The organism is Halomonas salipaludis (genome assembly GCF_002286975.1).
Taxonomy (GTDB): Bacteria; Pseudomonadota; Gammaproteobacteria; order Pseudomonadales; family Halomonadaceae; genus Franzmannia; species Franzmannia salipaludis.
Window position 1 is genome coordinate 169,936 of sequence record NZ_NSKB01000003.1, and the last position, 26,145, is coordinate 196,080.

27 protein-coding genes are annotated in these 26,145 nt (G+C 61.1%); 18 read left to right on the forward strand and 9 right to left on the reverse strand.

Going from position 1 to position 26,145, the window contains the following annotated elements; translation table 11 throughout:
• Positions 1–96 precede the first annotated feature (96 nt).
• Complete coding sequence (locus CK498_RS08390; protein WP_095620424.1) at positions 97–1,338, forward strand: tyrosine-type recombinase/integrase; 1,242 nt, start codon at positions 97–99, stop codon at positions 1,336–1,338.
• A gap of 163 nt (positions 1,339–1,501) precedes the next feature.
• Here the strand turns inward: CK498_RS08390 and CK498_RS08395 are convergent, their stop codons facing one another.
• Positions 1,502–2,266 carry a TetR/AcrR family transcriptional regulator gene (locus CK498_RS08395; RefSeq protein ID WP_095620425.1) on the reverse strand — a complete coding sequence of 255 codons (765 nt, stop codon included), beginning with the start codon at positions 2,264–2,266 and terminating at the stop codon, positions 1,502–1,504.
• Positions 2,267–2,376: 110 nt separating this feature from the next.
• Here CK498_RS08395 and CK498_RS08400 point away from each other — a divergent pair, with 110 nt between their 5' ends.
• The 17 genes from CK498_RS08400 to radC all read left to right on the forward strand — a co-directional run bounded on the left by CK498_RS08400 (position 2,377) and on the right by radC (position 16,623).
• Entirely contained in the window at positions 2,377–3,084 is a 708-nt protein-coding gene (locus tag CK498_RS08400; protein WP_217987735.1) for a VOC family protein, read from the forward strand.
• Positions 3,081–3,341, forward strand: a complete 261-nt coding sequence (locus CK498_RS26360; protein WP_095620426.1) for a hypothetical protein — start codon at positions 3,081–3,083, stop codon at positions 3,339–3,341. The genes CK498_RS08400 and CK498_RS26360 overlap by 4 nt, the downstream gene beginning before the upstream one ends.
• A 131-nt stretch (positions 3,342–3,472) precedes the next feature.
• Positions 3,473–4,717, forward strand: coding sequence for an alpha/beta fold hydrolase (locus tag CK498_RS08410; protein WP_095620427.1), 1,245 nt, complete (start codon positions 3,473–3,475; stop codon positions 4,715–4,717).
• Positions 4,718–4,738: 21 nt separating this feature from the next.
• Positions 4,739–6,418, forward strand: coding sequence for an AMP-binding protein (locus tag CK498_RS08415; RefSeq protein ID WP_095620428.1), 1,680 nt, complete (start codon positions 4,739–4,741; stop codon positions 6,416–6,418).
• Between the two features lie 51 nt (positions 6,419–6,469).
• Positions 6,470–7,615, forward strand: a complete 1,146-nt coding sequence (locus CK498_RS08420; RefSeq protein WP_095620429.1) for an FAD-dependent monooxygenase — start codon at positions 6,470–6,472, stop codon at positions 7,613–7,615.
• Positions 7,612–8,112: an acyl-CoA thioesterase gene (locus tag CK498_RS08425; RefSeq protein WP_095620430.1), complete on the forward strand. Its 501-nt coding sequence runs from the start codon at positions 7,612–7,614 to the stop codon at positions 8,110–8,112. Before CK498_RS08420 ends, CK498_RS08425 begins: the two co-directional genes overlap by 4 nt.
• The gene (locus tag CK498_RS08430; protein ID WP_095620431.1) at positions 8,109–8,870 is read left to right on the forward strand and encodes a maleate cis-trans isomerase family protein; all 762 of its coding nucleotides are present in this window, start codon (positions 8,109–8,111) and stop codon (positions 8,868–8,870) included. Before CK498_RS08425 ends, CK498_RS08430 begins: the two co-directional genes overlap by 4 nt.
• A 72-nt stretch (positions 8,871–8,942) precedes the next feature.
• Entirely contained in the window at positions 8,943–9,917 is a 975-nt protein-coding gene (locus CK498_RS08435) for a TRAP transporter substrate-binding protein (RefSeq protein ID WP_095620432.1), read from the forward strand.
• A gap of 66 nt (positions 9,918–9,983) precedes the next feature.
• The gene (locus CK498_RS08440) at positions 9,984–10,508 is read left to right on the forward strand and encodes a TRAP transporter small permease (RefSeq protein WP_095620433.1); all 525 of its coding nucleotides are present in this window, start codon (positions 9,984–9,986) and stop codon (positions 10,506–10,508) included.
• Between the two features lie 3 nt (positions 10,509–10,511).
• A complete protein-coding gene (locus CK498_RS08445; protein WP_095620434.1) occupies positions 10,512–11,801 on the forward strand; it encodes a TRAP transporter large permease in 1,290 nt (429 codons plus the stop codon).
• A 439-nt stretch (positions 11,802–12,240) separates the two neighbouring features.
• Positions 12,241–12,627 (forward strand): hypothetical protein, encoded by a 387-nt coding sequence (locus CK498_RS08450; RefSeq protein ID WP_095620435.1) that lies wholly within the window; start codon positions 12,241–12,243, stop codon positions 12,625–12,627.
• A 366-nt stretch (positions 12,628–12,993) separates the two neighbouring features.
• Entirely contained in the window at positions 12,994–13,311 is a 318-nt protein-coding gene (locus CK498_RS08455) for a hypothetical protein (protein ID WP_095620436.1), read from the forward strand.
• A 65-nt stretch (positions 13,312–13,376) separates the two neighbouring features.
• Positions 13,377–14,345 (forward strand): DUF932 domain-containing protein, encoded by a 969-nt coding sequence (locus CK498_RS08460; RefSeq protein WP_095620437.1) that lies wholly within the window; start codon positions 13,377–13,379, stop codon positions 14,343–14,345.
• A 114-nt stretch (positions 14,346–14,459) separates the two neighbouring features.
• Complete coding sequence (locus CK498_RS08465) at positions 14,460–14,645, forward strand: hypothetical protein (protein ID WP_095620438.1); 186 nt, start codon at positions 14,460–14,462, stop codon at positions 14,643–14,645.
• Between the two features lie 10 nt (positions 14,646–14,655).
• Entirely contained in the window at positions 14,656–15,444 is a 789-nt protein-coding gene (locus CK498_RS08470) for an ERF family protein (protein ID WP_095620439.1), read from the forward strand.
• A gap of 58 nt (positions 15,445–15,502) precedes the next feature.
• Positions 15,503–16,114: a lambda exonuclease family protein gene (locus CK498_RS08475; RefSeq protein ID WP_095620440.1), complete on the forward strand. Its 612-nt coding sequence runs from the start codon at positions 15,503–15,505 to the stop codon at positions 16,112–16,114.
• A gap of 11 nt (positions 16,115–16,125) precedes the next feature.
• Positions 16,126–16,623: a RadC family protein gene (gene radC / locus CK498_RS08480; protein ID WP_095620441.1), complete on the forward strand. Its 498-nt coding sequence runs from the start codon at positions 16,126–16,128 to the stop codon at positions 16,621–16,623.
• A gap of 102 nt (positions 16,624–16,725) precedes the next feature.
• On the opposite strand, the gene CK498_RS08485 is transcribed toward radC, so the two are convergent.
• The 8 genes from CK498_RS08485 to CK498_RS08520 all read right to left on the reverse strand — a co-directional run bounded on the left by CK498_RS08485 (position 16,726) and on the right by CK498_RS08520 (position 26,044).
• A complete protein-coding gene (locus CK498_RS08485; RefSeq protein ID WP_095620442.1) occupies positions 16,726–17,796 on the reverse strand; it encodes an FAD:protein FMN transferase in 1,071 nt (356 codons plus the stop codon).
• A 36-nt stretch (positions 17,797–17,832) separates the two neighbouring features.
• A complete protein-coding gene (trkA, locus tag CK498_RS08490) occupies positions 17,833–19,206 on the reverse strand; it encodes a Trk system potassium transporter TrkA (protein ID WP_095620443.1) in 1,374 nt (457 codons plus the stop codon).
• Positions 19,203–19,946 (reverse strand): response regulator transcription factor, encoded by a 744-nt coding sequence (locus CK498_RS08495; protein ID WP_205600929.1) that lies wholly within the window; start codon positions 19,944–19,946, stop codon positions 19,203–19,205. The genes trkA and CK498_RS08495 overlap by 4 nt, the downstream gene beginning before the upstream one ends.
• The gene (locus CK498_RS08500; protein ID WP_176475751.1) at positions 19,936–21,915 is read right to left on the reverse strand and encodes an ATP-binding protein; all 1,980 of its coding nucleotides are present in this window, start codon (positions 21,913–21,915) and stop codon (positions 19,936–19,938) included. Before CK498_RS08500 ends, CK498_RS08495 begins: the two co-directional genes overlap by 11 nt.
• Positions 21,916–21,948: 33 nt before the next feature.
• Positions 21,949–23,430: a Trk system potassium transporter TrkI gene (gene trkI / locus CK498_RS08505; protein WP_095620445.1), complete on the reverse strand. Its 1,482-nt coding sequence runs from the start codon at positions 23,428–23,430 to the stop codon at positions 21,949–21,951.
• Positions 23,431–23,666: 236 nt separating this feature from the next.
• Entirely contained in the window at positions 23,667–24,719 is a 1,053-nt protein-coding gene (locus tag CK498_RS08510; protein ID WP_095620446.1) for a L,D-transpeptidase family protein, read from the reverse strand.
• Entirely contained in the window at positions 24,719–25,549 is an 831-nt protein-coding gene (gene lgt / locus CK498_RS08515) for a prolipoprotein diacylglyceryl transferase (RefSeq protein ID WP_095620447.1), read from the reverse strand. Before lgt ends, CK498_RS08510 begins: the two co-directional genes overlap by 1 nt.
• A gap of 156 nt (positions 25,550–25,705) precedes the next feature.
• Positions 25,706–26,044 (reverse strand): hypothetical protein, encoded by a 339-nt coding sequence (locus CK498_RS08520; RefSeq protein ID WP_095620448.1) that lies wholly within the window; start codon positions 26,042–26,044, stop codon positions 25,706–25,708.
• Positions 26,045–26,145 lie beyond the last annotated feature (101 nt).

The following is a 26,145-nucleotide window of genomic DNA, read 5'->3' on the forward strand; positions in this document are numbered from 1 at the left end:
GGCTATACAGGGAGTTGATGAGCAATGCCCGACCTTGGCCGACAAAAATTCAAACGATGGTTTCAAATTTTTGATAACAGCTGCCAGGAGTGAATGATGGGGAGTTTCACAGCCAAGAAGATCCAGTCCCTGATCAAGGACGGCGTACCGGGCCGCTACAGTGATGGCAACGGCCTATACCTGATGATTCCCAAAAAGGGCGCTCCTTACTGGATGCATCGGTTCACGCTCGCCGGAAAGCGCCGTGAACTGACACTGGGAAAATGCGTGAACCTATCCTTGGCTGAGGCCCGCGAGCAAGCTGCAGATGCACAGAAAGCCATCCGGAGCGGTATCGACCCTGTCGAAGAGCGCAGGCGGGAAGAGCAGATCGTTATCCACACCGTCAGGGAGCTGTTCGACGACTGGTACCACGATCTAGAGAAGCGCCTGAAGCATCCACGCATCCCGAAGCGCATCTTCGAGAAGGAAGTCGCCCCGTCCATTGGGCACCAGGCCCTGGAGAACGTCACCCCCATGGACGTGCGAGACATCATCCGCAAGGTTGCCAGCAGCGGACGTCCGGCCATCGCCAACGACACCTTGATGTACCTCAAGCAGCTGTTCAATCACGCCATCAAGCTTGGACTGCTCACCTACAACCCGGCGGCAGCCTTCAGCGTCAACGACGCCGGCGGCATCGAGAAAAGTCGTGACCGAGCCCTCACCGTCGAGGAGATTCACCAGGTCTTCCAAATTTTCAGAGACAACCGGGAGAGCTTCACCCGCGACAACTACCTCGCCTGCGCACTGCTGCTCGTCCTGGGGGTGCGCAAGACCGAGCTGACCGAGGCTCAGTGGGCAGAATTCGACCTGGAGGGCAGGCGGTGGGAGCTGTCCGGTGAGCGAAGCAAGACAGGCGCGGGGATCGTCGTCCCCCTGCCTCCTCAGGCCGTGAGCTGGCTGGAAGAGCTAAAGATCCGCGCCTGCGGCTCACCCTACGTCTTTCCTAGCCGCCGCAGCAGCAAGCGGCCACACATGGGCAAGGACACCCTGAATCGCGCCATTGCCAAGCTGTTCGGCAAGGAGCCCGGCAAGAAGCAGCAGCCGGCGAACAGAATGGGCGACATTGCCGAGTTCACGGTGCATGACCTGCGCCGAACCTGCCGCAGCCTGCTGGCTGCCGCTGGCGTCCCGGGCCATGTCGCGGAGCGCTGCCTGAACCACAAGCTCAAGGGCATCGAAGGCGTCTACGACCGTCACGATTACTTCGATGAGCGGAAAGAGGCCTTGGCCAAGGTGGCAGCGTTGGTTGAGCCTGCAATCAACAAAGCTCCAAAAGCACATTTGGAGATCTAAGGGCAGATTGCGGCGGCATAAACACCCCTCTAGGGGCAGTTTCCAAGTTTGAAACCCGATCGGAGGCGACCTGAACCCTGCCGGCTTTCTCGAAAGCTCGACGGTTTGAGTCAGGCTGCCGCCCCAGTGGGCATTACACTTCGCTTATCGCTCGGGCGACAACTTAGCTCACGCCATCATGCACCGCCTGCTTGGGCTCACACCCGCGGGCGGCGGCGAAACGATCCAGCAGCGCCTCCAAGCCGAATTCGAAGGCGTCGTCTGCACGGATACCAGAAAAGGCCTTAATGGCAAAATCGAGGCCGGGCATTGTGCCTGCGGAAAAAGTACTCGCCTGCTTAAGCAGGAAATGCTCATGCTCCGCCGGTTCCAGACGTGCCACGTGTGAGTTAGCAGCGGCCAAGCAGTGGAGGGCGAGCACATGATAGAACATCGCGCTCTGCTCGGCGTCGAAGCCCGCCTCACGGAACAGACTAAAGACGTGATCCAGGTAAGCGGCCCCGTAGTCAGTCTCCCCCGCCCGGACCTTCTGGAATACGCGGAATCTGGCCTTCGTCTGGATATATTCGGCCGCACCGCGATGATCGCGTTCGCTGGCCATCAGGATGCAGGCGAACTGGCGAAGGCGTTCCCGCCAGGGCAGGTCCTCGGGGATCTTTCTCAGCCGTGCCAGCAACTGCTTATAGAAGCGGTTGAGGATGGCGGAGGTCAGATCGTCCTTGGTGCCGATATGGTAGTGCAGCGCACCAGGGACCACGCCCAGCACCTTGGCCAGCCTAACGAAGGAGACATCCTCAAGGGGTTCGCTTCGGGCCAGCTCGTAGGCCAGGTCGATCACCGCCTCCCGGCTGACGATCCCCTCACCGTTGCCACCGTCCAACCGCGGCCGCCCGCGGCCACGCCGCTTCGTTTTTAATGTCTTTTCCATGCACTAAAATTGCCACACTATCAAATTTCCTTGCAAGCCCCTTTTTATTGACATAGCCTCAATAAATGTCAGTATTCTACTGACACGAAGATTCGAAAGGAGCGACTGCAATGACCGAGAAGCTTGCAACGCGCGACGACGCCTCCTCGGCGAAGAGCTTCAACGAGGCGATGGGCATCGGCACGGGCGACCTCGCTGGTGTGAGGCACGCCGTGGATGATGGCATCCAGCTGGCCCTGCACGGCGTCGATCACACCGCCCGCCCGACCTGGAAACTGAACGAGACGGTGGAGTTTTACCGCGATGTGCTCGGCCTGCCGCTAGTCCATGCGATCACGGCGCGCGGCTGGGGCCCCCCGGGGCACCACGACTTCCTGCACTTCTTCTTCGATGCGGGGAAAGGCGCCACCATCGCCTTCTTCTACTACATCGGCAGCGAGCGCCCCGAGAAGTACACCCCCGAGGGACACCACTTCTACTTCGCCACCCACACCGCCTGGGCCGTAGACAGCGAGGAAGAGTTGGCCTCGTGGAAGGAAACGCTGGAGAAGCGTGGCATCCAAGTGTCGCCCTACACCCGGCACGAGATCCTGGAGTCGATCTATTTCACCGACCCGAACGGCTATCCGGTGGAAATCACCCGGCGTCTTCGCGAGACCCAGGAGATCGACGAGGTGGACGCCCGCCTAACGATGCAGGCCGCGATGGAGGTAGAGTCCGAAGCCCGCGCCGCGAGTCGACTGATGGATGACATCGATGCCGTATGGCGCCGCAAAGCCAAACTGGTCGACATCTACAAGAAGGAGGACGCCAAATGATCGAGGTACATGTCATCGATGTCCCCGAATTCCAGGCGATGGTCGACACCATGCGTGCAAAAACAGCCGTGACGATTACCGGTCCCGTGAAGGGCTATTGGACGATATCCGCACCGGACGAGCTGACCTTCGACCGCAAAGCGATGAAGATGAAGCCCGCGGTCTGGTACGGCATCTTCACCGGCGGCCTAAACGGCGAGATCGCCCACTGGGGGCGCGACGAGGTGCGTGTCGTCGGGACCAATAGAGCACTCTGACCCGTCCATACAGCCGGTTTACAACCATCTACCGGCAACAGGCGTAGACTCATTTCTCATTCTTTACCCATTTATTGATATCATATCAATAAATGGGTAGTCTCTTAAGACAACAACACAAGGAGGCCACGATGTCTTCTGTAGACTTCAAGCCACTGGCCGGGCTCCGGGGCGCGCAGTGGGACCCAGCGCGGCTGCCAACTGACATGATCGCCTCGGTCCACACCCTTACGACGGTCGATGGCGCCAACATCACCGGCTATCTCTATCGTCGCGGTGGCGAGCGAGCCGTCTGCTGCCTGATGCACCCGCGCGAGATCCTAGCCACTCACTACCTTGTCCCTGAGCTGCTCGACGCTGGCGCCGCGGTATGGGTCCAGGGATCCCGCAACCCAGGCAACGACCTGAGGCTAGAGCACGAACTAGCATTGCTGGACGTCGATGCCGGGACGGCCTTTCTGAAGGACCGGGGCTACGAGCAGCTTATACTCGTCGGCAACTCGGGCGGCGGCGGGCTCTATGCTTTCTACACTGAGCAGGCCAACCTGCCCCCATCACATCGCGAGACGCACACGCCCGCCGGACGACCGGTGAAGCTCTCCAAGGCTCCGATGGCCAGGCCCGACCTGCTGGTGCTGGTAGCACCGCACCCTGGTCAGGGCCTGCTGCTCATGAACTCGCTGGATCCCTCCGTCACCGATGAACGTGACCCGCTCTCCCTGGACCCTGCCCTCTTTCCATTCTCCACCGAGAACGGCTTCACGCCGAATGGAGCGACCTACGCTCCCGACTTCATCGATCGCTACCGGGCAGCCCAGCGAGCCCGTGTCGACCGGATCGACCAAGCTGCTCGGGACATGGTCAGCGCACGTATGGAGGCACGGGCCCGGGTGAAAGCCGGCGAGGCTTCCGACCAAGAGCAATTGATGGCGGGCTGGCAGCATATTTTCGAGGTGCCGCGCACGGATGCCGATCTGCGCAACTGGGATCTTTCCCTCGATCCGACCGACCGCACGCTCGGCTCACTCTGGGGACGCGACCCGTTCAAGACCAATATGAACGGGGTCGGCTTCGGCAAGGTCTGCACGCCGGAGAGCTGGCTGTCGACCTGGTCGGGGCTCTCCTCGAAGGCCGGGGTACTGCGCTGTGCCCCGGTGATCGAGCAGCCGACCTTCGTCGTGCGCTACACCGCGGATGCCTGTGTCTTTCCCGAGGAGATCGCCGCGATCTTTGACGCTCTGGGCGCCTCTGACAAGGACCAGGCGACGGTCCGCGGCACTCACCACGGCCAGCCCCTCGCGGCTGGCGAGCCCAGTGGCCAGGCCCTGGCCGGCGAGGCGATCCGAGGCTGGTTGCAGGACCGGCTCGTCACCTGAGTTACACCGAAGGAAGAGATCATGACCTACCAACCACAGCACCCCATGGCCGGTGTCGTCTATCCGCCAGCCGCCGACCTCGAGCGCTGGCACGCGTCCGGCGCCATTACCGCTGAGACGCTAGCCGATGGTTTCCGCGCAGCGGCCCGGCAGCATGCCGAGCGCCCCGCCATCCTCTGGCTCGACGGCCAGATAAGCTATTCCGAGCTGGATGCGACGACCGACAGGGTCGCCCAGGGGCTCCTTCAGTTGGGGTTAAAGCCACTCGATCGAGTTATTTTTCAGCTCACCAACAAGCCGGAGACGCTCATTGCCTTTCTCGCCTGCTGGAAGGCTGGAATCATCCCGATCTGCACCCTGGCCGCTCACCGTGAGGCGGAGATCGGCTATCTCGCCGCGTTCGGTGGCGCCAAGGCCCACTTCATCGAAAGCGACGAGACAAAGTTCGACTTCCATGCCTTCGCCAAGAAGATGCAGAAAGAGGTAGAAGGACTTGAGCTGATCGTCTCGACCCGAGGCATCCCCGGTGAGGGTGCTATCGACCTGGCGACACTAATGTCGGAAGACCTGGACGAGGCACTCGCCGGGCTCGAGGCCGTGCCCCAGGACCCCTGGCAGGTTGCCGCCTTCCAGCTCTCGGGTGGCACGACCGGGGTGCCCAAGATCATCCCGCGGATGCACTCAGAATACCTCTACAACATGCGCCAAGCCTGGAACTTCAAGGGCTGGAATACACAAGACCGTCTATTCGTCCCCATGCCCTTTGCCCACAACCTCAACATGGGCTGCGGTTGGGGCCCCTTCCTCATGAACGGCGGCACGGTCATTGCCACGCCGCGGGTCGACCAAGAGGCGATGCGCGAGGTACACAACACCCTGCGGCCCACGATCATGGGCGCCGCCAAGCCGATCATCATGCGCATGAAGACAGAGATATCCCAAGGACATATCCCCACCGACGCACTGCGTGAAATCTTCTCCACCGACGCCGCCGAAGATGTAACCCGCACGATGGGCGTAGAAGGTCATCACATCTTCGGGATGACCGAGGGCACCATCATGTTCACCCGCCATGGTGACAGCGAGGCTATCCGCTTCGGTACCTGCGGTCGCCCAATATCGGAGCATGACGAGGTTAGGTTACTCGAGCCGGGGAACGAGAACGAAGTCGCCGAGGGCCAGATCGGTGAACTGGCCGTGCGCGGCCCCTACACCATCCGTGGCTATTACAATGCCCCGGAGCGCAACGCGGAAACCTTCACCAGCGACGGCTTCTACCGCTCCGGAGATCTGATGCTGCGGCACCGGATAGATGGTCAGGAATATTACTCCTTCGAGGGCCGCATCAAGGACGTGGTGGACCGCGCCGGCGAAAAAGTGAATTGCGAGGAGGTCGAACGTGCCGTCATGGCCCATCCCGCCTTCATAGATGTTGCAGTAGTGGGTATGCCCTCGCCCACCCATGGGGAACGCATCTGCCTCTACGCAGTAGTGGAGCCCGGCACGACCCCGCCCAGCGTCGAGGAACTCGGTGCCTTTCTTAAGGAAGCGGGGCTTGCGATCTTTAAATGGCCCGAACGCATTGAAATCATCGATGCGCTCCCTTTAACAAAAGTTGGCAAGCTCAACAAGGCCATCCTGCGTCAGAGCATTGAGGCGGCACTAGGGGGCGAGGCTACTGGGGTTACCGAAAGCACTTGACCTGAATTACATAAGAGCATCAATATCGCCAATAATTGACTGGGTATCAAAATGAAGATCAATGTTCTCGGTGGTGGCCCCTCAGGCCTCTACTTCGCCTATCTCGCCCGTAAGCGCCTCGGCAAGGTGGAAGTTCACGTACATGAGCGGAATGCGCCCGACGCCACCTTCGGCTTCGGCGTCGTCCTCGCCGGAGCAGGCCTTGCTCGTCTGGAAAAGGCGGATGCCGAGAGTTTCGCCCGGCTCTGCGGCATCACCAAGCGGCTCGGCAATCAGGAAATCATCCTGAACGGAAAGGCCGTTTCAATCGGTGGTAAGGCATACGGCGGTGCCGTCGAAAGGCTGCAATTACTCAAGGTGCTGCAAGAGCTCTGCGCAGAAGTCGGCGTGCGTGTCAGCCACCATGACGACATCCACGACGTCGAAGCCTTAGAGGAAGCCGACCTGCTGATCGGTGCGGACGGCGCAAATTCTACCTTGCGGCGTAGCTACCCCCACGCCTTCGGTACCCATGACAGCCAGCTTTCCAACTCCTTCGCTTGGTACGGCGCCGAGCGCGTGCACGACCGCCCCACGCTAAGCTTCCGTAACGCCGGAGGAGGCGCTTTCTGTGCACATTACTATCCCTACACGAATCGTATGTGTACCTACGTCATGGAGTGTGATCGCGCCGCCTGGGAGGGCTGTGGCTTCGGCGAGATGACCGAGGATGAACGGCAAGCCTATGTGGAAGAGCTTTATGCCGAAGAGCTTCAGGGTGCCCCGCTCATCTCCAATAAATCCGAATGGCGGAACTTCCAGCCAGTCTGGAATGACCACTGGACGTACGGTCACCGCGTGCTGATCGGAGACGCTGTACGGCGGGCGCATTTCTCTATTGGCTCGGGCACAAGAATAGCAATGGAAGACTCCATTGCCTTGGTCCAGGCCTTGGAGACGAAGGGTGATATCCAGGCGGCACTTGCCACCTACGTGGCCACCCGCAAGCCGGCCGCCGACAAGCTGATCGGGGCGGCCCAGGAGAGCTACACCTGGTACGAGGAGATGAGTCGGCACATGCAACAAGCCGATACCCCTCACGTTTTCGCGTTGGACTACCTGACGCGCACCAGCCGAGTAGATACGGCACGCGTCGCGTCCGAGTACCCCGCTTTCATGAAGGCCCTCGAGGCCGAACGGGTGAGATTAACCGAATGACGTCCTACTCTTTTTTCCCCTCGACGGAAACAGTCATTGGTGATGCACCGCTGATCATTCGGCGCGTGGTGCGCTGGGGGGACTGCGACCCAGCCGGAATCGTCTATACGCCACGCTTCCTCGATTACACCATTTCTGCCCATGAAGCATTCATTAGTTTGATGCTGGGTGGACCGCTCCACAGTGCCAAGTCGGGCTTCGGGGTGCGCTTCCCGGTACGGGGCGTCGAACTCGACTTTCGCTCACCACTGCCAGTCGATACCCAGTTCGACATGGAGGTACGGGTCGGCGAGATCCGCTCGCGCACCTTCGACCTCCACGTCACGGCTACAAGAGTCGCCGCCGGACATCCAGGCCCGGTCGCCTTTCTCGCCCGAATCAGTCCGGTCACCGTCGATGGCGCCAGCTGGTCCGCCGTGCCCCTGCCTGACGCGCTGAGAGCCCGAATCGCGGCCTATGCCGACGTCCACCCCCTGCATGCGGAGAAATCGCTATGAGAACCTATCGGATCGGGCAGATCGTGCCCTCTTCCAATATCACCATGGAAACCGAGATTCCCGCCATGCTCCGGCAGCGGGAGGCCATCCGCCCGGAGCTTTTCACCTTTCATTCCAGTCGGATGCGCATGAAGAAGGTGACCCCGGAAGAGCTGGCCGCGATGGACCATGACTCCCTGCGCTGCGCGCGTGAGCTAGCGGATGCCAATGTCGACGTGATGGGCTACGCCTGCCTGGTGGCGATCATGAGTCAGGGACTCGGCTATCACCGGACATCCAAGGCCAGGTTGGAGGATGCGGTTGCCGAAGAGGGGAAATCGATTCCCGTCATCTCCTCGGCCGGCGCGCTGGTGGAGGGACTCAAGGCTCTCGGCGTCAAGCGGGTCAGCCTCCTCATGCCCTACATGAAGCCGTTGGCCGCCAAGGTCACTGAATACATCGAGAGCGAAGGATTCGACATCCAGGACAGCCTGGCACTAGAGATCGAGGATAACTTAGCCGTAGCCGCGCGCGACCCGATGGCACTCACTGAAGACGTCAAACGCTTGAACACCAAGGGCGTAGACGCCGTAGTCCTCTCGGCCTGTGTGCAAATGCCATCACTGGCGGCACTGGCACAGGTCGAGGCACGCCTGGGCATACCGGTGACCTCAGCCGCGGCCTGCACGGTCCGTTCGATGCTCAAGGCCATGCAGCTGGAGCCGGTGACCCCGAATGCGGGCGCCATCCTGTCCGAAGCGTTGGCATCGGTAGAGTAGCTCCTTGCACGGATCACCCTTGCATCCAAACAGCCGGTCGACCCGGCAACAAAAAGCAGAGGTACGTCAGTCATGAAAACAATCACAACCCTTCTCGCCGCCGCAGTGATGACTGTGTCCGCAAGTGCGGCCCAAGCCACTACGCAAGTCCGAATGCTTAAGACCTGGGATGATCGCTATCCTGGCTCCACCGTGATCTGCGATCGCTACGCCGAATTGCTCGAGGAGGCCTCTAATGGTGAGATTCAGGTCCAGATGATGGGCCCCGAAACTGTTCCGCCATTAGAGCAGTTGGAACCCACCCGCCAAGGCATTTTCCAGGTACTTTGCACCTATCCCGGGTTCCACACCGGCTCCGCCACCCTGCTGACTGGCCTGGAGAGCATCCGCCCCGACGCCAAAGCTTTTCGTAAAAGTGCGGCAATGGATGTGATCCAGGAAACCTATGCTAGCCTCGGCGTGCATGCCATCTCGGTGCCGCTGGCCCATGGCTACTGGATCTACCTCAATCGCGACCTGTCGAGCCACGGCGACCTGAGGGGCCTGCAAATCCGCGCCCTTCCCCCGCAGCACCCCTACATCACCTCTATCGGTGGCACGCCGGTGGTAATGTCCCCAGCCGAAATGTTCAGTGCTTTGGAGCGTGGTGTGGTGGATGGGGCACTTTTCCCGGCGGCGGGAGCGGCAGGCTACGGCTTCGCTGAAGTCACTGACAAGTACTTCGATGCCGGTGCCACCGCCCCTCATATCATCGTAGCCAATGCCGCCTTCTGGGATGGGTTATCCGAGGAAGTTCGGGCAATCTTCGAGGCCCAGGCGGAAGTGCTCGAGCACGAGGTGCCTGACACCTATGAGCGCCTTAATGCAGAAGAGCACGACAAGATGGCCGCTGCCGGCATGGAGCTTTTGACTCTCGAAGGCGAGGTCGCCGATACCCTGTCCGAGGCCATCGTCAACGGCGCCTGGAGTTTCGCGGCGACACGCAACCCGAATGCTACCGAAGCGCTGCAAGCCATCGTCGAAGCGGCCGGGCTGCTCAGCGACTGAAGCGATGATGTGCCGGGATCGTGCCCCGAGAAGCACGACCCGGCACATCAATGAGAGGTTAACCACATGCTACCCCTGCTCACGAAAGCCCACGACGCCATCAGCGAAATCGGACTCTATACCGGACTGGTTGCCCTGGCCTTGATCGCCCTGCTCATCTTCATGGGCACAATGTCGCGCTATTTCATCGGTGCACCAATCGGCTGGGTATCGGATTGGTCAAACTATCTGCTTGCAGTCTCCGTCTTCGTCACCGCCCCTGCGGTTACCAGACGTGGGCTGCATGTCAGTATGGATATCCTGCCATCGTTGTTGCCATCAGCCACTCTGCGGAAGGCAGCGACCGTCCTGGCTTCAGCTCTGACCTGTACGATTCTCGCCGTACTCAGCTGGCTCTTGATGCGTAGTCTTGCTGACGCCTGGGCCACCGGAACGACCACTGCTGCCGCCTATCCGATACCGCGATGGTGGTTATTTGCGTTCATCCTGTACGGCTTGGCCTCGTCAGGACTTCATGTCTTGCGGGCAGGCATCGCCGTCCTTTGCGTTGAACATGCCGCCTATACCTCCGAGCCTACCGAAGGAGCCTGACACATGGCGATCTATGCCGGATTCTTCACCTTAGCCGGGCTCTTCATCATCGGCGTTCCCGTCTTTGCGGCTTTCTTCGGTTTCAACATCATCGCAGCCATCCTGCTGATGGGCCCGCAAATGCTGTCGCTCTTCTCAGCGTCGATACTTGATACTGTCACCACAGGCGAGTTGGTCACGGTGCCGCTGTTTATTCTCATGGGGGAGCTGCTCTTCCGCTCAGGCTGCATTGCCATTCTTTTCGACGCAGTGGACGACATCATCGGCCGAATCCGCGGCCGGCAATATGTCATTGTTGTCGTGATTTCGGTGCTTCTTGGGGCCCTCTCTGGTTCAGCTGTCGCCGTAGCCGCCATGCTCGGCCGCACCGTTATGGTCGAGGGTATGAAACGCGGTGGCGATCGTCGCTTGCTTGCGGGCCTCATTCTCGGCGGTTCTTGCCTCGCACCGATAATACCTCCTAGCTTCCTCGTCGTGCTGATCGGCATGCTATCGGGTACCTCAATTTCGGCTCTGCTCGCAGCCGGTGTGTTGCCGGGCCTCGTCGCGGGGCTACTTTTCTTTCTCTATGTCCAAGTGCAACTTCACCTCGACCCTAGCCGGGATCTCCAGAGCGATGAGAGCCGGTTACGGCGCCCAATCTGGAAAGCCATTATCTCGCTGATGCCGTTCTCACTCGTGATTTTCTCGGTCTTAGGATTAATTCTACTCGGCATCGCCACACCCAGCGAATCTGCCGCCTGCGGCGTCGTGGGCGCCCTGATTGTCTCGGCGATCTACCGCAAGCTCACAGTAACGATGGTGGTAGAGGCCCTGAAGGGAGCTGTGCTGATGTCATCCATGATCTTACTGATCATGGCAGCCTCGAAGATCCTCACCCAATTATTGGCCTTCTCCGGCTTCACCCACGAACTGATAGCCTTCCTCACGGCTATGGATCTTTCGATGCTAGCGGCTCTAATACTGTTGATGCTGATTCCCTTCGTGCTGTGCATGTTCCTAGATCAGATAGCGCTAATGCTGATACTCATTCCGATCTACAACCCGCTGGTTGCCGTCTTCGGATTCGACCCGCTTGTGTTCTGGACACTGTTCCTGCTGAACCTCACCCTGGGAGCGATCACTCCACCCTTCGGCTATGCTCTGTTCACCCTCAGCGCCTCGAGTCCTAGCGAGGTTAGTTTGAAGGAAATTTACGCCGCGGCTTGGCCTTTCATTGGCTTGATTGTCCTTACGATGGTTCTAGCTTACACCTTCCCAGCCTTGGTCACCTGGCTACCCGCTCGTCTGTAATGGCCCTCCCCTGACCTCGATACTGCGCAGCTGAAGCCAGGCGGGGTCAGGGGATATTCACTGAAGAATCAGCTTAGCTATTCCTCATTGTTACAGAGCGCAAGATGATCAAGTTACCTTAACCAGCGAGATGCCAGCTTCGGCTTTTGAGCTCTCTACTGTTTCGATGCAGTTTTTCTTCCACTCCCAACCAAGCTGAGCTAAAAATTTTACGCCTGGGAACTTAATAAAATCGTCGCCGAGACCAACATTGTAAATAAACGCACATTTTTCGGACAATCGGCCCTCTATCGTGATGCAGAACTTATAGTTTGACAGCAGGCATTAGTTGATATTATCCATCCAAACTTGACCTCAGTCATCCACCTTGGTTCTCTTTGTATTATACTCAATATGAGTAGTGGCTTGACACCTTCATGATCGTTACGGGAGAAAGATGATGAGCAGAATTTCTGACTACATTCAGGGGACGCGTACAGTGCGCGAGCTTCAACTCTCTGCCCCTGAGGTAATGAAGGATATGATCTATGATTTAGGGTATCCGATGAACCCGCCACTTGAGCGAGCCGTGGCGTGCATCCTGGATGAACGGCGTTTCCCCGACTTCCGGGCTGCTGAGGTACTATTGCCTGCAATGATGAAGACCTTCGCCTTTTCAACGCAGAAATTGGATAAATCGAGTCTGAAAGGGCTTGAGTCTGTTTGCAATAACTGCAGGATGGTCGGACACTGCTGGCGAGCCATGCGTGACCATGCTGGGGCTGAGGTCTGTCGTGACTTCTGCCCAAACGTACAGGCGTTCACGGTTATAGCTAACAATGAATAAGCTCGGTTTTTTTCAGGTTTCAGCGGTTCATGTGATATGGCCTGAATGAGCAGAAGGCCTTCCGCAGATCAAGTTTCTGCCTGATGAAAATGATGTTGCAACTCTGATATCGCCGACTTTGATCTTCATCGAGAGTCTTGTGGCCTGCCTAGCTGCCTCAGCAATGGCTTCAGCATCGGCGGAGTCATAGTGTTGAGGGAGCACGTGAGCATCCACATTCTGCGTCGACAACCTGCGCGCATTATGACCTTGCATTCAATGAGGTGAGCAGCGACGAAAGCAGTCCAATGAAAGGATTTTCAGCTCTATATCACTCCTGTGACCTGAGCCCTCCCTGGGCTTTCTCATCGGCATAGGAGACCTGACATGTCCCCGCCCTGCTCGCGCTGTACCTCACAGCGCGTCATCAACCTCGAGACCGCCCGCAAACTGGGCACTACCGCCGGTGCACTGGTTGGCTCCCTCAGAGGCGTCTATGCATCGCTCTATTCTCCCGGCCTGCTGCTGGTGGCCTCGACCCAGTTCCCTCTCAGTCGAATCGCCACTGCGGTTGTGGCTGCCACGACGGGAGGAATCGCGGGAGCCACCGCCGGTAATCAGATGATCCAGAGCCTGTTTCCGCCCGGTGGGGGCACGCCTTGGCTATGCCTGGGCTGTGGCCACGCCTTCCGCGTTATCAACTGACCCGTTGCTTCCCTTCCCTTCCCCGCCGGCGATCTGCCGGCTTTTTTTCGTCTAGGAGTTTTTCCATGGCACATCTGATTGAGCAAATGGCCTATGTCGGCGACACCCCCTGGCATGGCTTGGGGCAGCAGCTGTCGCGACATCAACCGCTGGAAGTCTGGCGGCAGCAGGCCGGCATGGACTGGCATATCGAGGAGTCGCCGGTGCGCTTCATTGCCGATGGTGTTGGTCACCTGGGCAGCATCCACTCCTTCCCGGAGCAGAAGGTGCTCTATCGCTCGGATACCCGGGCACCACTGTCGGTGGTCTCCCAGCGCTACAAGGTGGTCCAGCCTGAGGAGGTGCTGGAGTTCTACCGCGACCTGACCGAGTACGCCGGCTACGAGTTGGAGACGGCGGGGGTGCTCAAGGGCGGCCGCAAGTTCTGGGCCTTGGCCCGCAGCGGCCTAGGCACGGCATTGAAGGGGCAGGATCAGGTCAATGCCTACCTGCTGCTGGCCACGTCCTGTGACGGCTCCTTGGCGACAGTGGCAACGCCGACGTCGGTGCGAGTGGTCTGCAACAACACCCTGACCATCGCGGTGGATGGCATGAGCCAGGGCGTGAAGGTACCGCACAGCACCGAGTTCAACCCGCAGCGGGTCAAGCAGCAGTTGGGTATCTCGGTCTCGCAGTGGGACAACTTCATGTATCGCATGAAAACGCTGGCCGAGCGTAAGGTCAGCCAGGAGGAGGTGAAGTGCTACTTCCAGTCGGTTATCTGCAACGCCGAGACGCCGCTGGACGATCCTTCCAAGCTGCCCAACTACCGTGCCCTCAACCGCGTGCAGAAGCTCTACCACGGTGAAGGGCGCGGTTCGCAGCTGTGCACGGCGCAGGGCTCTGCCTGGGGCCTGCTCAACGCCATCACCGAGTACGTCGACCACGAGAGGCGGGCGCGCAGCAACGACTACCGCATGGATTCCGCCTGGTTCGGCCAGGGGGCGAGCCTCAAGGACAAGGCGCTCGAGTCCGCCATGGCCCTGGTGGCCTGAGCCTCACCTGAAATGACACACCCTTTGCAGTCCCGTCGACCAAGTTCGTTTATCCCTTTCACGGCATAGCGCCCGACCCCACCCAGGTCGGGCGTTTTCGATTCTGGAGGCCCCATGCCACTGCCCCTCTCTCTGGAGGCCTGTCGGGCGCTGACGCAGCTGGCCCGCCAACTGCTCGGTGCTGACCAAAAGCAAGCCCAGACCCACGTGATGGCCCAGGGCCAGGTGTTTCGCGTGGTCGTGACGCTGGAGCCGGTACCTGCCGATCAGCTCCAGGATGTCTTCAAGCACTATCAATAAAGGAGGTCACATGACCACACCCAGCCAATCCCCACGCCGCAAGACCAACAGCCGGGCTCCGGCTACCCACCAGGCTGCGGTCACCGAGGCGGTACCGGTGCCGGCATCACCGCTTCAAGAAAGCACCGCGATCATTCAGGTGATCGAGCGAGCGGCCCTCAATCCCGAGGTCGATATCGACAAGATGGAGCGCCTGCTGCAGATGCAGGAGCGCGTGCTCGACCGCCAGGCACTGATGGCCTACAGCGCCGCCATGGCGGCTATGCAGACGGAGCTGCCAAGCATCGCCGAGCGTGGCCAGGGCAACAACGGGGCCTATGCCACGCTTGAGGATATCGTCGATACCGTCCGGCCGATCATGAAGCAGCATGGATTTGCGGTGAGCTTCCGTATCCAGACTCAGGAACGTGGCATCCAGGTCACCGGGGTGCTAATGCACAAGGACGGCCACCGCGAGGAGACCAGCATGCTGCTGCCGGCCGATACAAGCGGCAGCAAGAACGCCGTGCAAGCCTTCGGTTCCTCGACCAGCTACGGCAAGCGCTATGTGCTGTGCGCACTGCTCAACATCACCACCCGCGGGCAGGACGACAACGGTCATGGCGCTGCACCACCGATGAAAGTGGTCACGCCGTTCCAGGCGAGCCAGCTCAAGCAGCTGATCACCGCCTGTCCCGTCACTACCCAAGAGTGGTTCGTCGGCAAGTACGGCGAGGTCGAGCGGGTCCCCCGCTGCGATTTCGACAAGCTGCGCGCCTCCCTGCAGAAGCGGGCACTGCCCCATCATCAACGTCACTGAGCCACCGGCGAGGGTTATCCCTCGCCGCTATGCCGTCATGTTACCCAAGGAGATCATCATGCAGATCCTGACACTGGAACAGGGCACGCCCGAGTGGCATGTCGCCCGTCTCGGCATCGTCACCATGTCCGAGCTGAAAACCCTGCTGGTCAAGGGCAAGGGGCCGGGAGGCTTCGGTACTGGCGCCATCAGCTACATGCATCAGCTGATCGGCGAGCGCATTACCGGTGAACCCAGCGATGCCTTCCAGGGCAATGCCCATACCCAGCGTGGCCACGCGCTGGAACCGGTAGCGCGGGAGCTCTACCAGGAAGCCACTGGCCTGCCTCGCCTCGAGCAGGTCGGCATCATCCTCAACCACGGCGTGGGCTACTCCCCCGACTGCCTGGTGGACAGCAACGGCCTGGCCGAGATCAAGACCAAGCTGCCCAAGTACCAGATCGAACTGCTGCTCGAGGGCGAGCTGCCCCAGGAGCACGTCGCGCAGTGCCAGGGTGGCCTATGGGTGAGCGAGCGGGAGTGGATCGACTTCGTCAGCTACTGGCCAGGGATGCCGCTGTTCGTGAAGCGCGCCTACCGGGACGAGGCGCTGATCCGCACCATCGCCGAGCGGGTTGAGGCGTTCTACGAAGAAATGGAGCGCCGCATGGCGCAAGTGATGGCGGCCTGAGGAGAGACACCATGAACCATCGCAAGCTGAGTGCCGGCGAGACCGCCGGTACCTATCGCATCACCGACACGGTGACCGAAGCGGAGCTTTTGGGTATCGCCAAAGGCTTTGCCCGTCGCCGTCTGGCCAGGGGGCGCAAGATCACCCAGCCAGCGCTGGCATTCGAGTACCTGCAGATCCTGCTGCAGGACTACGAGCATGAGGTGTTCAGTGCCATCTTTCTGGATAGCCAGCACCGCGTCATCTGCTTCGAGGAGCTGTTCCGCGGCACCATCGACGCGGCCAGCGTTTACCCGCGTGAGGTGGTCAAGCAGGCTCTGGCGCACAACGCCGCCGCCCTCATCCTGGTCCACAATCACCCAAGTGGCGATCCAGAACCCAGTGACGCCGACCGGCGCATCACCCAGCGCCTGAAAGAAGCGCTGGGACTGGTCGAGGTGCGGGTGATCGATCATATCGTGGTCGGCATCGATAATTGCGTATCGCTGGCAGAGCGGGGATACCTATGATTGTGAACCATGACATAACGTCGGTGCTGCCCATTGGGCAGCACCGGCATCTCAATTGGCATTTATTTTTTTGCAGTCATTGGCCGGTTTGGCGCTGTGTGATCATTGGGCAATATCAATCCCTAGCCGCTCCATCACATTTTGACCAATGACTTCAGCAAAGGCAGGGCTTGCATAACTGCCCCAGCCGTCTGCCTCACGAACCAGCATCAGCACTGCCAGGTCCTGGGCAATGGCAAGCTCCATTCCTTCTTCATCACCGAGCACCATCATGGCGGTCGCCCAGGCATCTGCCCAGGCATTCACTGCGTGGGCTACCGTTACTGAGGCGAGCTGGTGCTGAATGGGCCTTCCCGTACGGGGATCGATGGTATGCGAATAACGCGTACCATCCTCCTCAAAGTAGTTGCGGTAGTCACCGGAAGTCGCCACCGATACGTCACGTAGTGGGAGTATATGTTGCGCTTGTCGCCGATCATCAAGAGGGGCTTCTATCCCGATCCGCCAAGGCTGCCTTTCACTATCACGGTAACCGCGAACGATCAGATCACCGCCCAAACTGACCAGGTAATGACCTATCCCCTGTTGATCCAGGTATGCAGCGACGCGATCAGTACCAAACCCTTTGGCAACGCCCCCCAAATCAACATAGACGTCTCTCAGGCGACGTGCCCGTCGCTCACCCAGATCCAACTCGATGCTGTCATAGCCGACGACGGATAGGCGTTCCGACAAGATGCTTTCATCCGGCACTTCTCTCGGCCTCGCTTCGGCCCCAAAGCTCCATAAATTGACCAGTCCGCCGATAGTCACATCGAAAGCACCATTGCTTGAGGCAGAGACTGACTGACTAATAGACATAATCTCCATCAGCTCGTTTGAAAGCAGTTGCCACTCACCCAACGGTGCTTCATTAAAGAGTGTCAGCTCAGAGTCATCTCGATAGATCGACATGATGGCATCCACTGCTTCGAGCTCTTCCAGGATACCCGCTTCAATATCATCTACCTGATGTTGCGTCAGTGAATCAGAGATGGTGACCTGATAGAAGGTGCCGAAGATCTCTCCTTCCAACGCCACCGGCGAGTCCAGCTGGCGTTCGTTCTCAGCACACGCCACAAGAGCTAACACCACTGCAAGCAGTAGCAGTAGGGGAAAGTATCGCTTACACATGGGGTAATCGTCTCCAAGGGAAGTACACATCACCGCTTAGAAAAAGGTCAGCCCGACCTGGAACAGCCGCTCCACCTCGCGGATGCGGCGCTTGTCGACCACGAACAGAATCACGTGGTCGCCGGATGCCACCACCACATCGTCGTGGGCGATCAGCACCTCCTTGCCGCGCACGATGGCGCCGATGGTGGTACCGCTGGGCAGGTCGATCTCGTCGATGGCGCGCCCCACTACCTTGGACGAGCGCGCGTCGCCGTGGGCGATCGCCTCGATGGCCTCGGCGGCGCCGCGGCGCAGCGAGTGGACGTTGACGATGTCCCCGCGGCGCACGTGGGTCAGCAGGCTGCCGATGGTGGCCTGCTGTGGCGAAATCGCGATGTCTATCTCGCCGCCCTGCACCAGGTCGACGTAGGCGGCATTGTTGATCAGTGTCAGCACCTTCTTGGCGCCCAGCCGCTTGGCCAGCATCGACGACATGATATTGACCTCGTCGTCGTTGGTCAGCGCGCAGAAGATGTCGCAATCCTCGATGTTCTCCTCCAGCAGCAGGCGCTTGCTGGTGGCACTGCCGTGCAGCACCACGGTGCGGTCGAGGCGTTCGGAGAGGGTGGTGCAGCGCTCCAGGTCGTGCTCGATGATCTTGACCTGATGGCTGTGCTCGAGGTTTTCCGCCAGACGCTCGCCGATATGCCCGCCGCCGGCGATCACCACGCGGCGGAAGTCGCGGTCGAGGCGTCGCAGCTCGCTCATCACCGCGCGGATATCGCGCCGGGCGGCGATGAAGAATACCTCGTCGTCGGCCTCTATCACGGTGTCGCCGCGCGGGATGATCGGCCGGTTGCGACGGTAGATGGCCGCCACCCGGGTGTCGACATTGGGCATGTGGCGGCGCAGGAAGCCCAGCTCCTGGCCGACCAGTGGCCCGCCGTAGAAGGCCTTGACCGCCACCAGCTGGGCCTGGCCGCCGGCGAATTCCAGCACCTGCAGGGCGCCAGGGTATTCGATCAGGCGGCGGATATGGTCGGTGACCACCTGCTCGGGGCTGATCAGCACGTCGATGGGCACCGCCTCGTGGGCGAACAGCCCCTTGCGGGTCAGGTAGGCGGTGGCACGAACGCGGGCGATCTTGGTGGGGGTACGAAACAGGGTGTGGGCGACCTGGCAGGCGATCATGTTGACTTCATCGGAGTTGGTCACCGCGATCAGCATGTCGGCGTCTTCGCAGCCGGCCTGGCGCAGCACCATGGGATAGGAGGCGGGGCCGGACACGGTGCGGATATCCAGGCGGTTATGCAGGTCGCGCAGCCGCCCGCCGTCGGTATCGACCACGGTGATGTCGTTCTCTTCGTGGGCGAGATGTTCGGCCAGGGTGCCGCCGACCTGTCCGGCGCCGAGAATGATGATCTTCATGAGTGGTTCTCCGTGTCGTCATCCATCGCCGCCGCGTCATCGCGTCCGACCAGCAGGCGATAGCCGATACCGGCCTCGGTCTGCAGCAGAGCCGGCGCGCCCGGGTCGTCACCAAGCTTGTGGCGAAGCTTGCTGATGACGATGCGCAGGTAGTGGCTATCCTCGACGTGGCTGGGCCCCCACACCTCGCGCAGCAGTTGGGTCTGGGTCACCACCCGGCCGGCGTGTCGGCAGAGCCGCTCGAGCACCGCGTACTCCTTGGGAGTCAGGTGAACAGCCGTCGCGTGATGCCACAGACGCCGTGCACCGAGGTCAATCACCAGGCCACCCCGGCGATAGCAGCCTCCTTCCAGGGATAACGGCGACTCATCGCGATGGCGCAGCAAGGCACGAATCCGGGCCAGAAGCTCCTGAATGCCGAAAGGCTTGGTAACGTAGTCGTTAGCGCCACGGTCCAGGGCGCGTACCTTTTCGGTCTCCTGTCCCCGCACCGAGACAACGATGACCGGTACCTGGCTACGCGCGCGCAGACGGTTAAGCACCTCCTGGCCATCCATATCCGGCAGGCCCAGGTCCAGCAGCACCAGGTCGGGGAGCTCTTCGAGCGCCAGCGATAAGCCCTCTCCACCGCTTTGCGCCTCGTGAACCACGAATCCTTGGGAGACCAGGCTGATCCGCAGAAAGCGACGGATTTGCGGCTCGTCGTCGATCACCAGAATGCGTTGAGGCTCAGTCACCATGCTCGTCGCTCGCCTGTGTCGCTTGAGGGAGGGGAAGACGCATCACGATGCGCGTGCCCTGACCGTCGGGGGCCGGCAGGGCCGTGACACTGCCGGCATGAGCGCCCAGCATGCCGCGGCAAATGGCCAGGCCCAGACCGCTACCATGGCGACCGCGATCCCCCTCTCCGCCGGTAATGAACATGTCGAAGACCCGTTCACGCAGGTGCGGTTCGATACCCGGCCCCTGGTCAATCACCGCGAGCCAGATATCCGCCGGGGAATGGCCGGCCTCGATACGCAGTACTCCGCCAGGTGGCGAGAAGCGTGCAGCATTCTCGATGACGTTGATCAGGGCCTGCTCGATAAGAGCCGGGTGCACATACAGCAACGGGAGATCGGCAGGCCACGCTCGCCGTATTTCCAGCCTCTGCAGCACTGGCCCCAGGCGTTTGAGAGCGCTCGCCACCAGATCGTCCAGGGCGATCCAGTCGCGCTCCAACTTGAGGCCACCCTGCCCCAGGCGGGTCATATCCAACAGATTCTGGATATAGCGATCCAGCCGCTCGCTTTCACTGAGAATGCCATCAAGCAGCTCAGCGCGGTCGCAGGCGCCGAGCTGGTCTCGCAGGTCACGCAGCGTGCTTGCCGAGCCAATGATCGACGCCAACGGCGTCCTCAGATCATGGGAGACCGATGCCAGCAGCGCCGAACGGAGTCGCTCGTTCTCTTCGGAAAGTCGTGAAGCCTCCAGGTCTGCCACCAGACGCGTACGCTCCAGCGCCAGAGACAGCAGCCGCAGCATGGCATCGATATGCCCCTCCTCATCAGGGGAAGGCAAGCGCTCCCTCTGCCCCAGCGCCAAGCCAACCAGGGCCACCAGACGGTCCTGTTCCAGTAACGGAACGACCTGCCAATCGGTATCCATTGGCTGCTCGGTGCCTTTACCACTCCGGCGATGATGGCGACGGCTCCAGGCAACCGCTGTCTGGGCTCCAGCATCCAGCGACACCCCCGGCGGGGCACTGCGCGACGGCAGCAGATCGTCAGCATCTTCGGCTGCACCCAACATGACCACCGGACAACCCAGCCACTGCATCAGCGTTGCAGCGCCGGCCGCTTCGACCTGTTCACGGTGCGTCGCCATGGCCAGCTCGCGCGAGAAGGTCAACAGCTGATAGGTCTGTTCGCGACTGGCACGCAGTGCCAGCAGGCGCTTGCGCGCGCTGCCGGCCAGCTGCCCCACGACCACCGCGACCAATAAATAGACGACGATGGTTACCACCTGGTCCTGCTCTACCATGGCCAGGGAGTGGCGTGGCTCGGTCAGAAAAAAGTTGAAGCCAACGAAGCCCAGCAGGGCGGCGAGCATGGCCGAGCTTGTGCCTGCCAGGGTTGCACTGACCAGCACCGCAGCAAGGAATAGCAGTGACAGGGAGCCCAACTCCAGCCAGGACGCCAGCCCCGCCGCAAGCCCCAAGGCCGCCAGCGTCGCAGTCGCCGCGATGGCCGGATCATGCCAGCGCCACTGGATCCCGCGTTGGCGGGGCCGGAAACGGGGCCGCTGGCGTGCCTCGGCAACCACCACCAGGTCGAAGGGCCCTCCCAGGCGTGCCAGTCGCTCCGCGACCGGTCGGCGCCAGATTCGCCATCCCGAGGGGCGTCCGTGGCCTACCAGTAGGGTGGCCACCTTGAGTTCCCTGGCCATGGCCACCAGCTCTCGCGCACGGTCCTGGCCCGCGATGATCCGTGTCTCGCCCCCCAGCCGTTGCACTTGGGCAAAGTCTCGCTCCAGGATTTGCCGCCGGTGAGGGTTTACACCGCCACTGTCCACGTACGCAGCACACCAATTCACTCCATCACGAACCGCTAGCCGATGCGCCGAGCGCACCAGGGCCGCATCTTCGTCTCCCCCACTCAGCGCCACCAGCAGACGTACAGGAGCCAGGCGGCTCGATGCCAATGTGTCCGCTTCTACGCTCTCCTGCATGCTTTCCACTCCAGGTTTCATGCGCACATCCGCCTAGCGCCGCCAGAACATCGGCGTCAACAGTACCAGTACCGTCAGGATCTCCAACCGCCCCATCAGCATGCCTACGCACAGCAGCCACTTGGCCGCATCCGGCAGCGGCGCGAAATTGCCCGCCGGGCCGATGGTATCGCCAAGGCCCGGCCCCACGTTGGCCACCGCGGTGGCCGCTCCCGATAGCGCTGTCGTCATGTCGAGCCCCATCATCGCCAAACCCAGTGCCAGCCCAGCGATGGTCAGGAAGAAGAAGAACGAGAAGGCGACCACGCCCCTGGTGATATCGTCGGTGATCGGCTGGCCGTTGTAGCGAGTGGTAAAGACGCCATTGACATGGATCAGATAGCGCAGTTGATTGCGCAGCAGGATGCTGGCGATCTGAAAGCGGAAGATCTTCATGCCACCGCTGGTGGAGCCGCTACAGCCTCCGACAAAGGTCAGATAGAAGAAAGCCACGAAGGCCAGCGCTCCCCAGGTACTGTAGTCGTCAGACGCATAGCCGGTGGTGGTCACGATGGAGATCACATTGAAGGTGACATGGGTCAATGCCTCGAAGGGCGGCGTGCCGAGCCACATGCGCCAGCCGGAAAGCAACACAATCACCACTAACAGCAGCGCCAGCAGGCCCTGCACCTGCTGGTCTCGCCATAGCGCCAGGCGCGAGCCGCGCAGGAAGCGGATATAGAGCACGAAAGGCATGGCGCCCATCAGCATGAACAGCGAGCCCAGCCACAGCAGATGAGGCTGTTCGGCGTAGGCACCGAAGGAGGCATCCGAGTTGGCGAAGCCGCCGGTGGCCAGGGACGTCATGGCATGCACCACCGCGTCCAGCGGTAGCATGCCGCCAAGCCAATAAGCCAGCATGGCCACCAGGGTGAAGCCCACGTAAATCGACAGGGTTGCCTTGGCGATACCACCGGTACGTGGCATCACCTTGTCGGACCAGTCCGACGACTCGGTGTGGAAGAGGCGCATACCCCCCACCTTGAGGAAGGGCAGGATGGCGATCCCCATCACGATGATGCCGATGCCCCCCAGCCACTGCATCATGCCTCGCCACAGCTTCAGGCCGTCAGACAGGACATCGATATCTTGTAATATGGTAGAGCCGGTCGTGGTGATTGCTGATACAGACTCGAACACCGCATTGGTGAAGGAGAGCTGGGGGGCACCCAACACCAGCGGCAGGCTGGCCAGGGTGCTGATGCTGACCCAACTGAGGGTGGTCACCAGGAACATCTGCCCGGGCTTCAGGTAAAACTCGGCGCGCAGGGTGGCCAGCCAACTCACGACAACCGCACCGAGCACGATGCCAATAGACGTGGCGAAGGCCTGCGCATCGGGCTCCTCCTCGAGGATCAGCACCACCCAGGGCACGGCCATGAAGACCGCCAGAACCAGCCACAGCACCGATAACACCTTGAGGATCGGCGCCCAGTTACGCCACTTCTCCTGCAACTCTTGCCAAAGACTCGCCATGGACTGGACCTATCTGTCGCACCGCCCTCGCAGGGCCCGATGGCGACCATGGCACCACAGCCCAGACTAAAAAATCCGTAAAAACCGCCACCGAGGCATGAGCGTATTTTACCCTGACTGCTTGGTAGTCATCCCTGACCTACATCGAGTTACAGCAGCACAGGCAGGTGGAAGAGGCGCGTCAACACCAGGCCCAACTGGTCGATGCGCCCCGTCGGACGACTAATGGGGAGTCGTCAGCGCCGCAGATCGAGCATCTCGTACAACCCCGACGCCTGCTCAGGCTCATCTTCTAGCTCATCCGGGCACGGCTCGATGGGCGGCTCAACAGCCGCTACCTGACCATCGGGGCGCTCCAGCAGGGTTCTTAGCTGGCCGAAATGCGGCACCTCCCCACCTTCCAGATCGAGCATCCCCAGCGTCGCCACCAGCGCCTCCATGCCGTGCGCTTGGTCCTCCAGCAGCTCATATACCTGCACAAAAGGCGTTTCATCGTCCCAGCCCACCTTGATCGGCTGGTCGACGATATTGACCTGAGTGCCCACCGGCACGGCACCGAATATCGCCTCGATATCCTCCGGGTACATGCGGATACAGCCGCGGCTGGCACGCATGCCGATGCCGTCCGGATCATTGGTGCCGTGGATCAGGTAGCCAGGGATATCCAGCAGAATGGCATACTTGCCAAGTGGGTTCTCCGGCCCGGGTGGCACTACCGCCGGTGCCGGCTCCCCTCGCGCTGCAGCCTCCTCGCGCATAGAGCGGGGCGGATACCAGGCCGGATCCTCCAGACGCATGGTCGTTCGGGTCACGCCCAGCGGCGTGTCGTAGCCCTCTCGCCCGATACCTATCGGGTAGGTCTCGACCCTAGGCGCCTCGCCTGGCTCTGGCGCCGGGTAGTAGTAAAGGCGCAGTTCGGGGATATTGATCACGATGCCCGTGCGTTCCGCATCGGGCAGGATATGCCGCGCCGGTACCACCACCTCGGTCCCGACGCCGGGCACCCAGATGCTGACGTCAGGGTTGGCGCGACGAATCTCTTCGTAGCCCAGGTTATGGGCGCGCGCGATGTCGAGCAGCGTGTCCTCCTCGTGTTCAACGATGATCGTGTAAGTCTCGCCAATCACATCGCCGTTTTCCGGCAAGCGGTAGTGGCCCAGCGGCCACTCTGTGGCCTCCTCGGCCAGCGCTGGCGACGCAACCAGCAGCGACAGGGCAAGCAGCAGTGCACACTGGCCGCGCCTGGCGGAGAGAGCGCTGGCCGTGACTCGGTTAGCAAGTGGCAGCATCAGGATGCCCTCCCATGGTCGCGTGAAGGCAGCACGCCGTGGCCAAGCGCACCGTCGACCGGCTGCCGGCGTGACCAGGCGATCAGCGCCATGCCCACGACGATCATCGGTGCGGTCAGCAGCATGCCCATGGTGACCCAGCCAAAGGCGATAAAGCCGAGATGCTCATCCGGCAGCCGTACGAACTCCACGGCGAAGCGGAACACGCCGTACAGCAGCATGAACATGCCGGAGATCATCCCCCGCCGCCGCGGCTCGGCGGATAGCCACCACAGCAGCACGAACAGCACCACGCCTTCCAAGGCGAATTCATACAGCGCCGAAGGGTGGCGTGGCTCGGGCCCCATATGGGGAAACGGCATCGCCCAGGGCAGCTCGCTGACCCGACCGGGCAGCTCATGGTTGATAAAGTTGCCGATCCTCCCCGCCCCCAGGCCGATCGGCACCAGTGGCGCGATAAAGTCGGTGAGCTGGAAGTAGCCGAGCCGATGCCTACGCGCGAACAGCAGCGCCGCGACCAGCACCCCGAGCAGGCCGCCGTGGAAGCTCATGCCGCCGTCCCAGACCATGAACAGCCATAGCGGGTCGGCCACTAGGCGCTCGATACCATAGAACAGGGCATAGCCGAGGCGGCCCCCTGCCACCACCCCCAGCGCCGCATAGAACACCAGGTCGCCGATGGCATCCTGGCTAAGGCCGACCCGATGGGCACGTCGGCGCCCCAGCCACCAGGCAGCGACGAAGCCAACCACGTACATCAGGCCGTACCAGTGAATCTGCAGTGGCCCTAGCGAAATCGCCACTGGATCGATAGTGGGATAGTCCATCAGACGTCCCCCCGCGGCTTACCGTCATCGGCCGTATACGCTGTCCGCACGGCCACCCGCCGGGTGACGTGCCAGCCTTTGCAATAGGTCATGGATAACCTCTCTCGTCTCTCGTGAAGATTGGCTCGTCAGCGAGACGAGCCGCCAATCAGCTACGAGTCAGACGCGAGGGGGGCGCTCGAGACGCCCAGGAGAGGTCGACAGCCAGGCAACGACCGGCGCGCGGAGGGCCTCGCTGGAGGGAGGGAGCAGTCCGGTATCAGGGGAGTCGCCGCCGGACAGATTGACGCAGGAGGTCACGCAGCCGCTACTGCTATCGTCTTGTCCTGCATCCATTGCGATATCGACGTCGAGCGAGGAAAGTAGCTCTACGGACGGTTCAGGCTGGATCGGGCAGCTCACGTCACCATGATGGCTTGCTTCCGCCGCAGCCGAGGGCAGCGCCAGGGCAAGCACCAGCGGTAGGAACAGCAGCCAGGAAAGCAGGAGGCGCAGCATGGATCGGGATCAACAGCCAGTGGGGAAGATAATGAGAGGCAGTATTTCATGGCGTTCGGCGCCCTACAACCGAGGGGCTGCACCCAGGTCGGCCGTACGGT

Bases quoted from the DNA above. Each gene is read 5' to 3' on its own strand.
- CK498_RS08415 (WP_095620428.1), top strand. From the start codon at position 4,739: ATGACCTACCAACCACAGCACCCCATGGCCGGTGTCGTCTATCCGCCA.
- CK498_RS08435 (WP_095620432.1), top strand. From the start codon at position 8,943: ATGAAAACAATCACAACCCTTCTCGCCGCCGCAGTGATGACTGTGTCC.
- radC (WP_095620441.1), top strand. From the start codon at position 16,126: ATGAACCATCGCAAGCTGAGTGCCGGCGAGACCGCCGGTACCTATCGC.
- CK498_RS08450 (WP_095620435.1), top strand. From the start codon at position 12,241: ATGAGCAGAATTTCTGACTACATTCAGGGGACGCGTACAGTGCGCGAG.
- CK498_RS08495 (WP_205600929.1), bottom strand. From the start codon at position 19,946: ATGGTGACTGAGCCTCAACGCATTCTGGTGATCGACGACGAGCCGCAA.
- CK498_RS26360 (WP_095620426.1), top strand. From the start codon at position 3,081: ATGATCGAGGTACATGTCATCGATGTCCCCGAATTCCAGGCGATGGTC.
- trkI (WP_095620445.1), bottom strand. From the start codon at position 23,430: ATGGCGAGTCTTTGGCAAGAGTTGCAGGAGAAGTGGCGTAACTGGGCG.
- CK498_RS08460 (WP_095620437.1), top strand. From the start codon at position 13,377: ATGGCACATCTGATTGAGCAAATGGCCTATGTCGGCGACACCCCCTGG.
- CK498_RS08395 (WP_095620425.1), bottom strand. From the start codon at position 2,266: ATGGAAAAGACATTAAAAACGAAGCGGCGTGGCCGCGGGCGGCCGCGG.
- CK498_RS08400 (WP_217987735.1), top strand. From the start codon at position 2,377: ATGACCGAGAAGCTTGCAACGCGCGACGACGCCTCCTCGGCGAAGAGC.
- CK498_RS08390 (WP_095620424.1), top strand. From the start codon at position 97: ATGGGGAGTTTCACAGCCAAGAAGATCCAGTCCCTGATCAAGGACGGC.
- CK498_RS08425 (WP_095620430.1), top strand. From the start codon at position 7,612: ATGACGTCCTACTCTTTTTTCCCCTCGACGGAAACAGTCATTGGTGAT.
- CK498_RS08510 (WP_095620446.1), bottom strand. From the start codon at position 24,719: ATGCTGCCACTTGCTAACCGAGTCACGGCCAGCGCTCTCTCCGCCAGG.
- CK498_RS08475 (WP_095620440.1), top strand. From the start codon at position 15,503: ATGCAGATCCTGACACTGGAACAGGGCACGCCCGAGTGGCATGTCGCC.
- CK498_RS08445 (WP_095620434.1), top strand. From the start codon at position 10,512: ATGGCGATCTATGCCGGATTCTTCACCTTAGCCGGGCTCTTCATCATC.
- CK498_RS08455 (WP_095620436.1), top strand. From the start codon at position 12,994: ATGTCCCCGCCCTGCTCGCGCTGTACCTCACAGCGCGTCATCAACCTC.
- CK498_RS08440 (WP_095620433.1), top strand. From the start codon at position 9,984: ATGCTACCCCTGCTCACGAAAGCCCACGACGCCATCAGCGAAATCGGA.
- CK498_RS08485 (WP_095620442.1), bottom strand. From the start codon at position 17,796: ATGTGTAAGCGATACTTTCCCCTACTGCTACTGCTTGCAGTGGTGTTA.
- CK498_RS08410 (WP_095620427.1), top strand. From the start codon at position 3,473: ATGTCTTCTGTAGACTTCAAGCCACTGGCCGGGCTCCGGGGCGCGCAG.
- CK498_RS08465 (WP_095620438.1), top strand. From the start codon at position 14,460: ATGCCACTGCCCCTCTCTCTGGAGGCCTGTCGGGCGCTGACGCAGCTG.
- CK498_RS08430 (WP_095620431.1), top strand. From the start codon at position 8,109: ATGAGAACCTATCGGATCGGGCAGATCGTGCCCTCTTCCAATATCACC.
- trkA (WP_095620443.1), bottom strand. From the start codon at position 19,206: ATGAAGATCATCATTCTCGGCGCCGGACAGGTCGGCGGCACCCTGGCC.
- CK498_RS08470 (WP_095620439.1), top strand. From the start codon at position 14,656: ATGACCACACCCAGCCAATCCCCACGCCGCAAGACCAACAGCCGGGCT.
- CK498_RS08420 (WP_095620429.1), top strand. From the start codon at position 6,470: ATGAAGATCAATGTTCTCGGTGGTGGCCCCTCAGGCCTCTACTTCGCC.
- CK498_RS08520 (WP_095620448.1), bottom strand. From the start codon at position 26,044: ATGCTGCGCCTCCTGCTTTCCTGGCTGCTGTTCCTACCGCTGGTGCTT.
- CK498_RS08500 (WP_176475751.1), bottom strand. From the start codon at position 21,915: ATGCAGGAGAGCGTAGAAGCGGACACATTGGCATCGAGCCGCCTGGCT.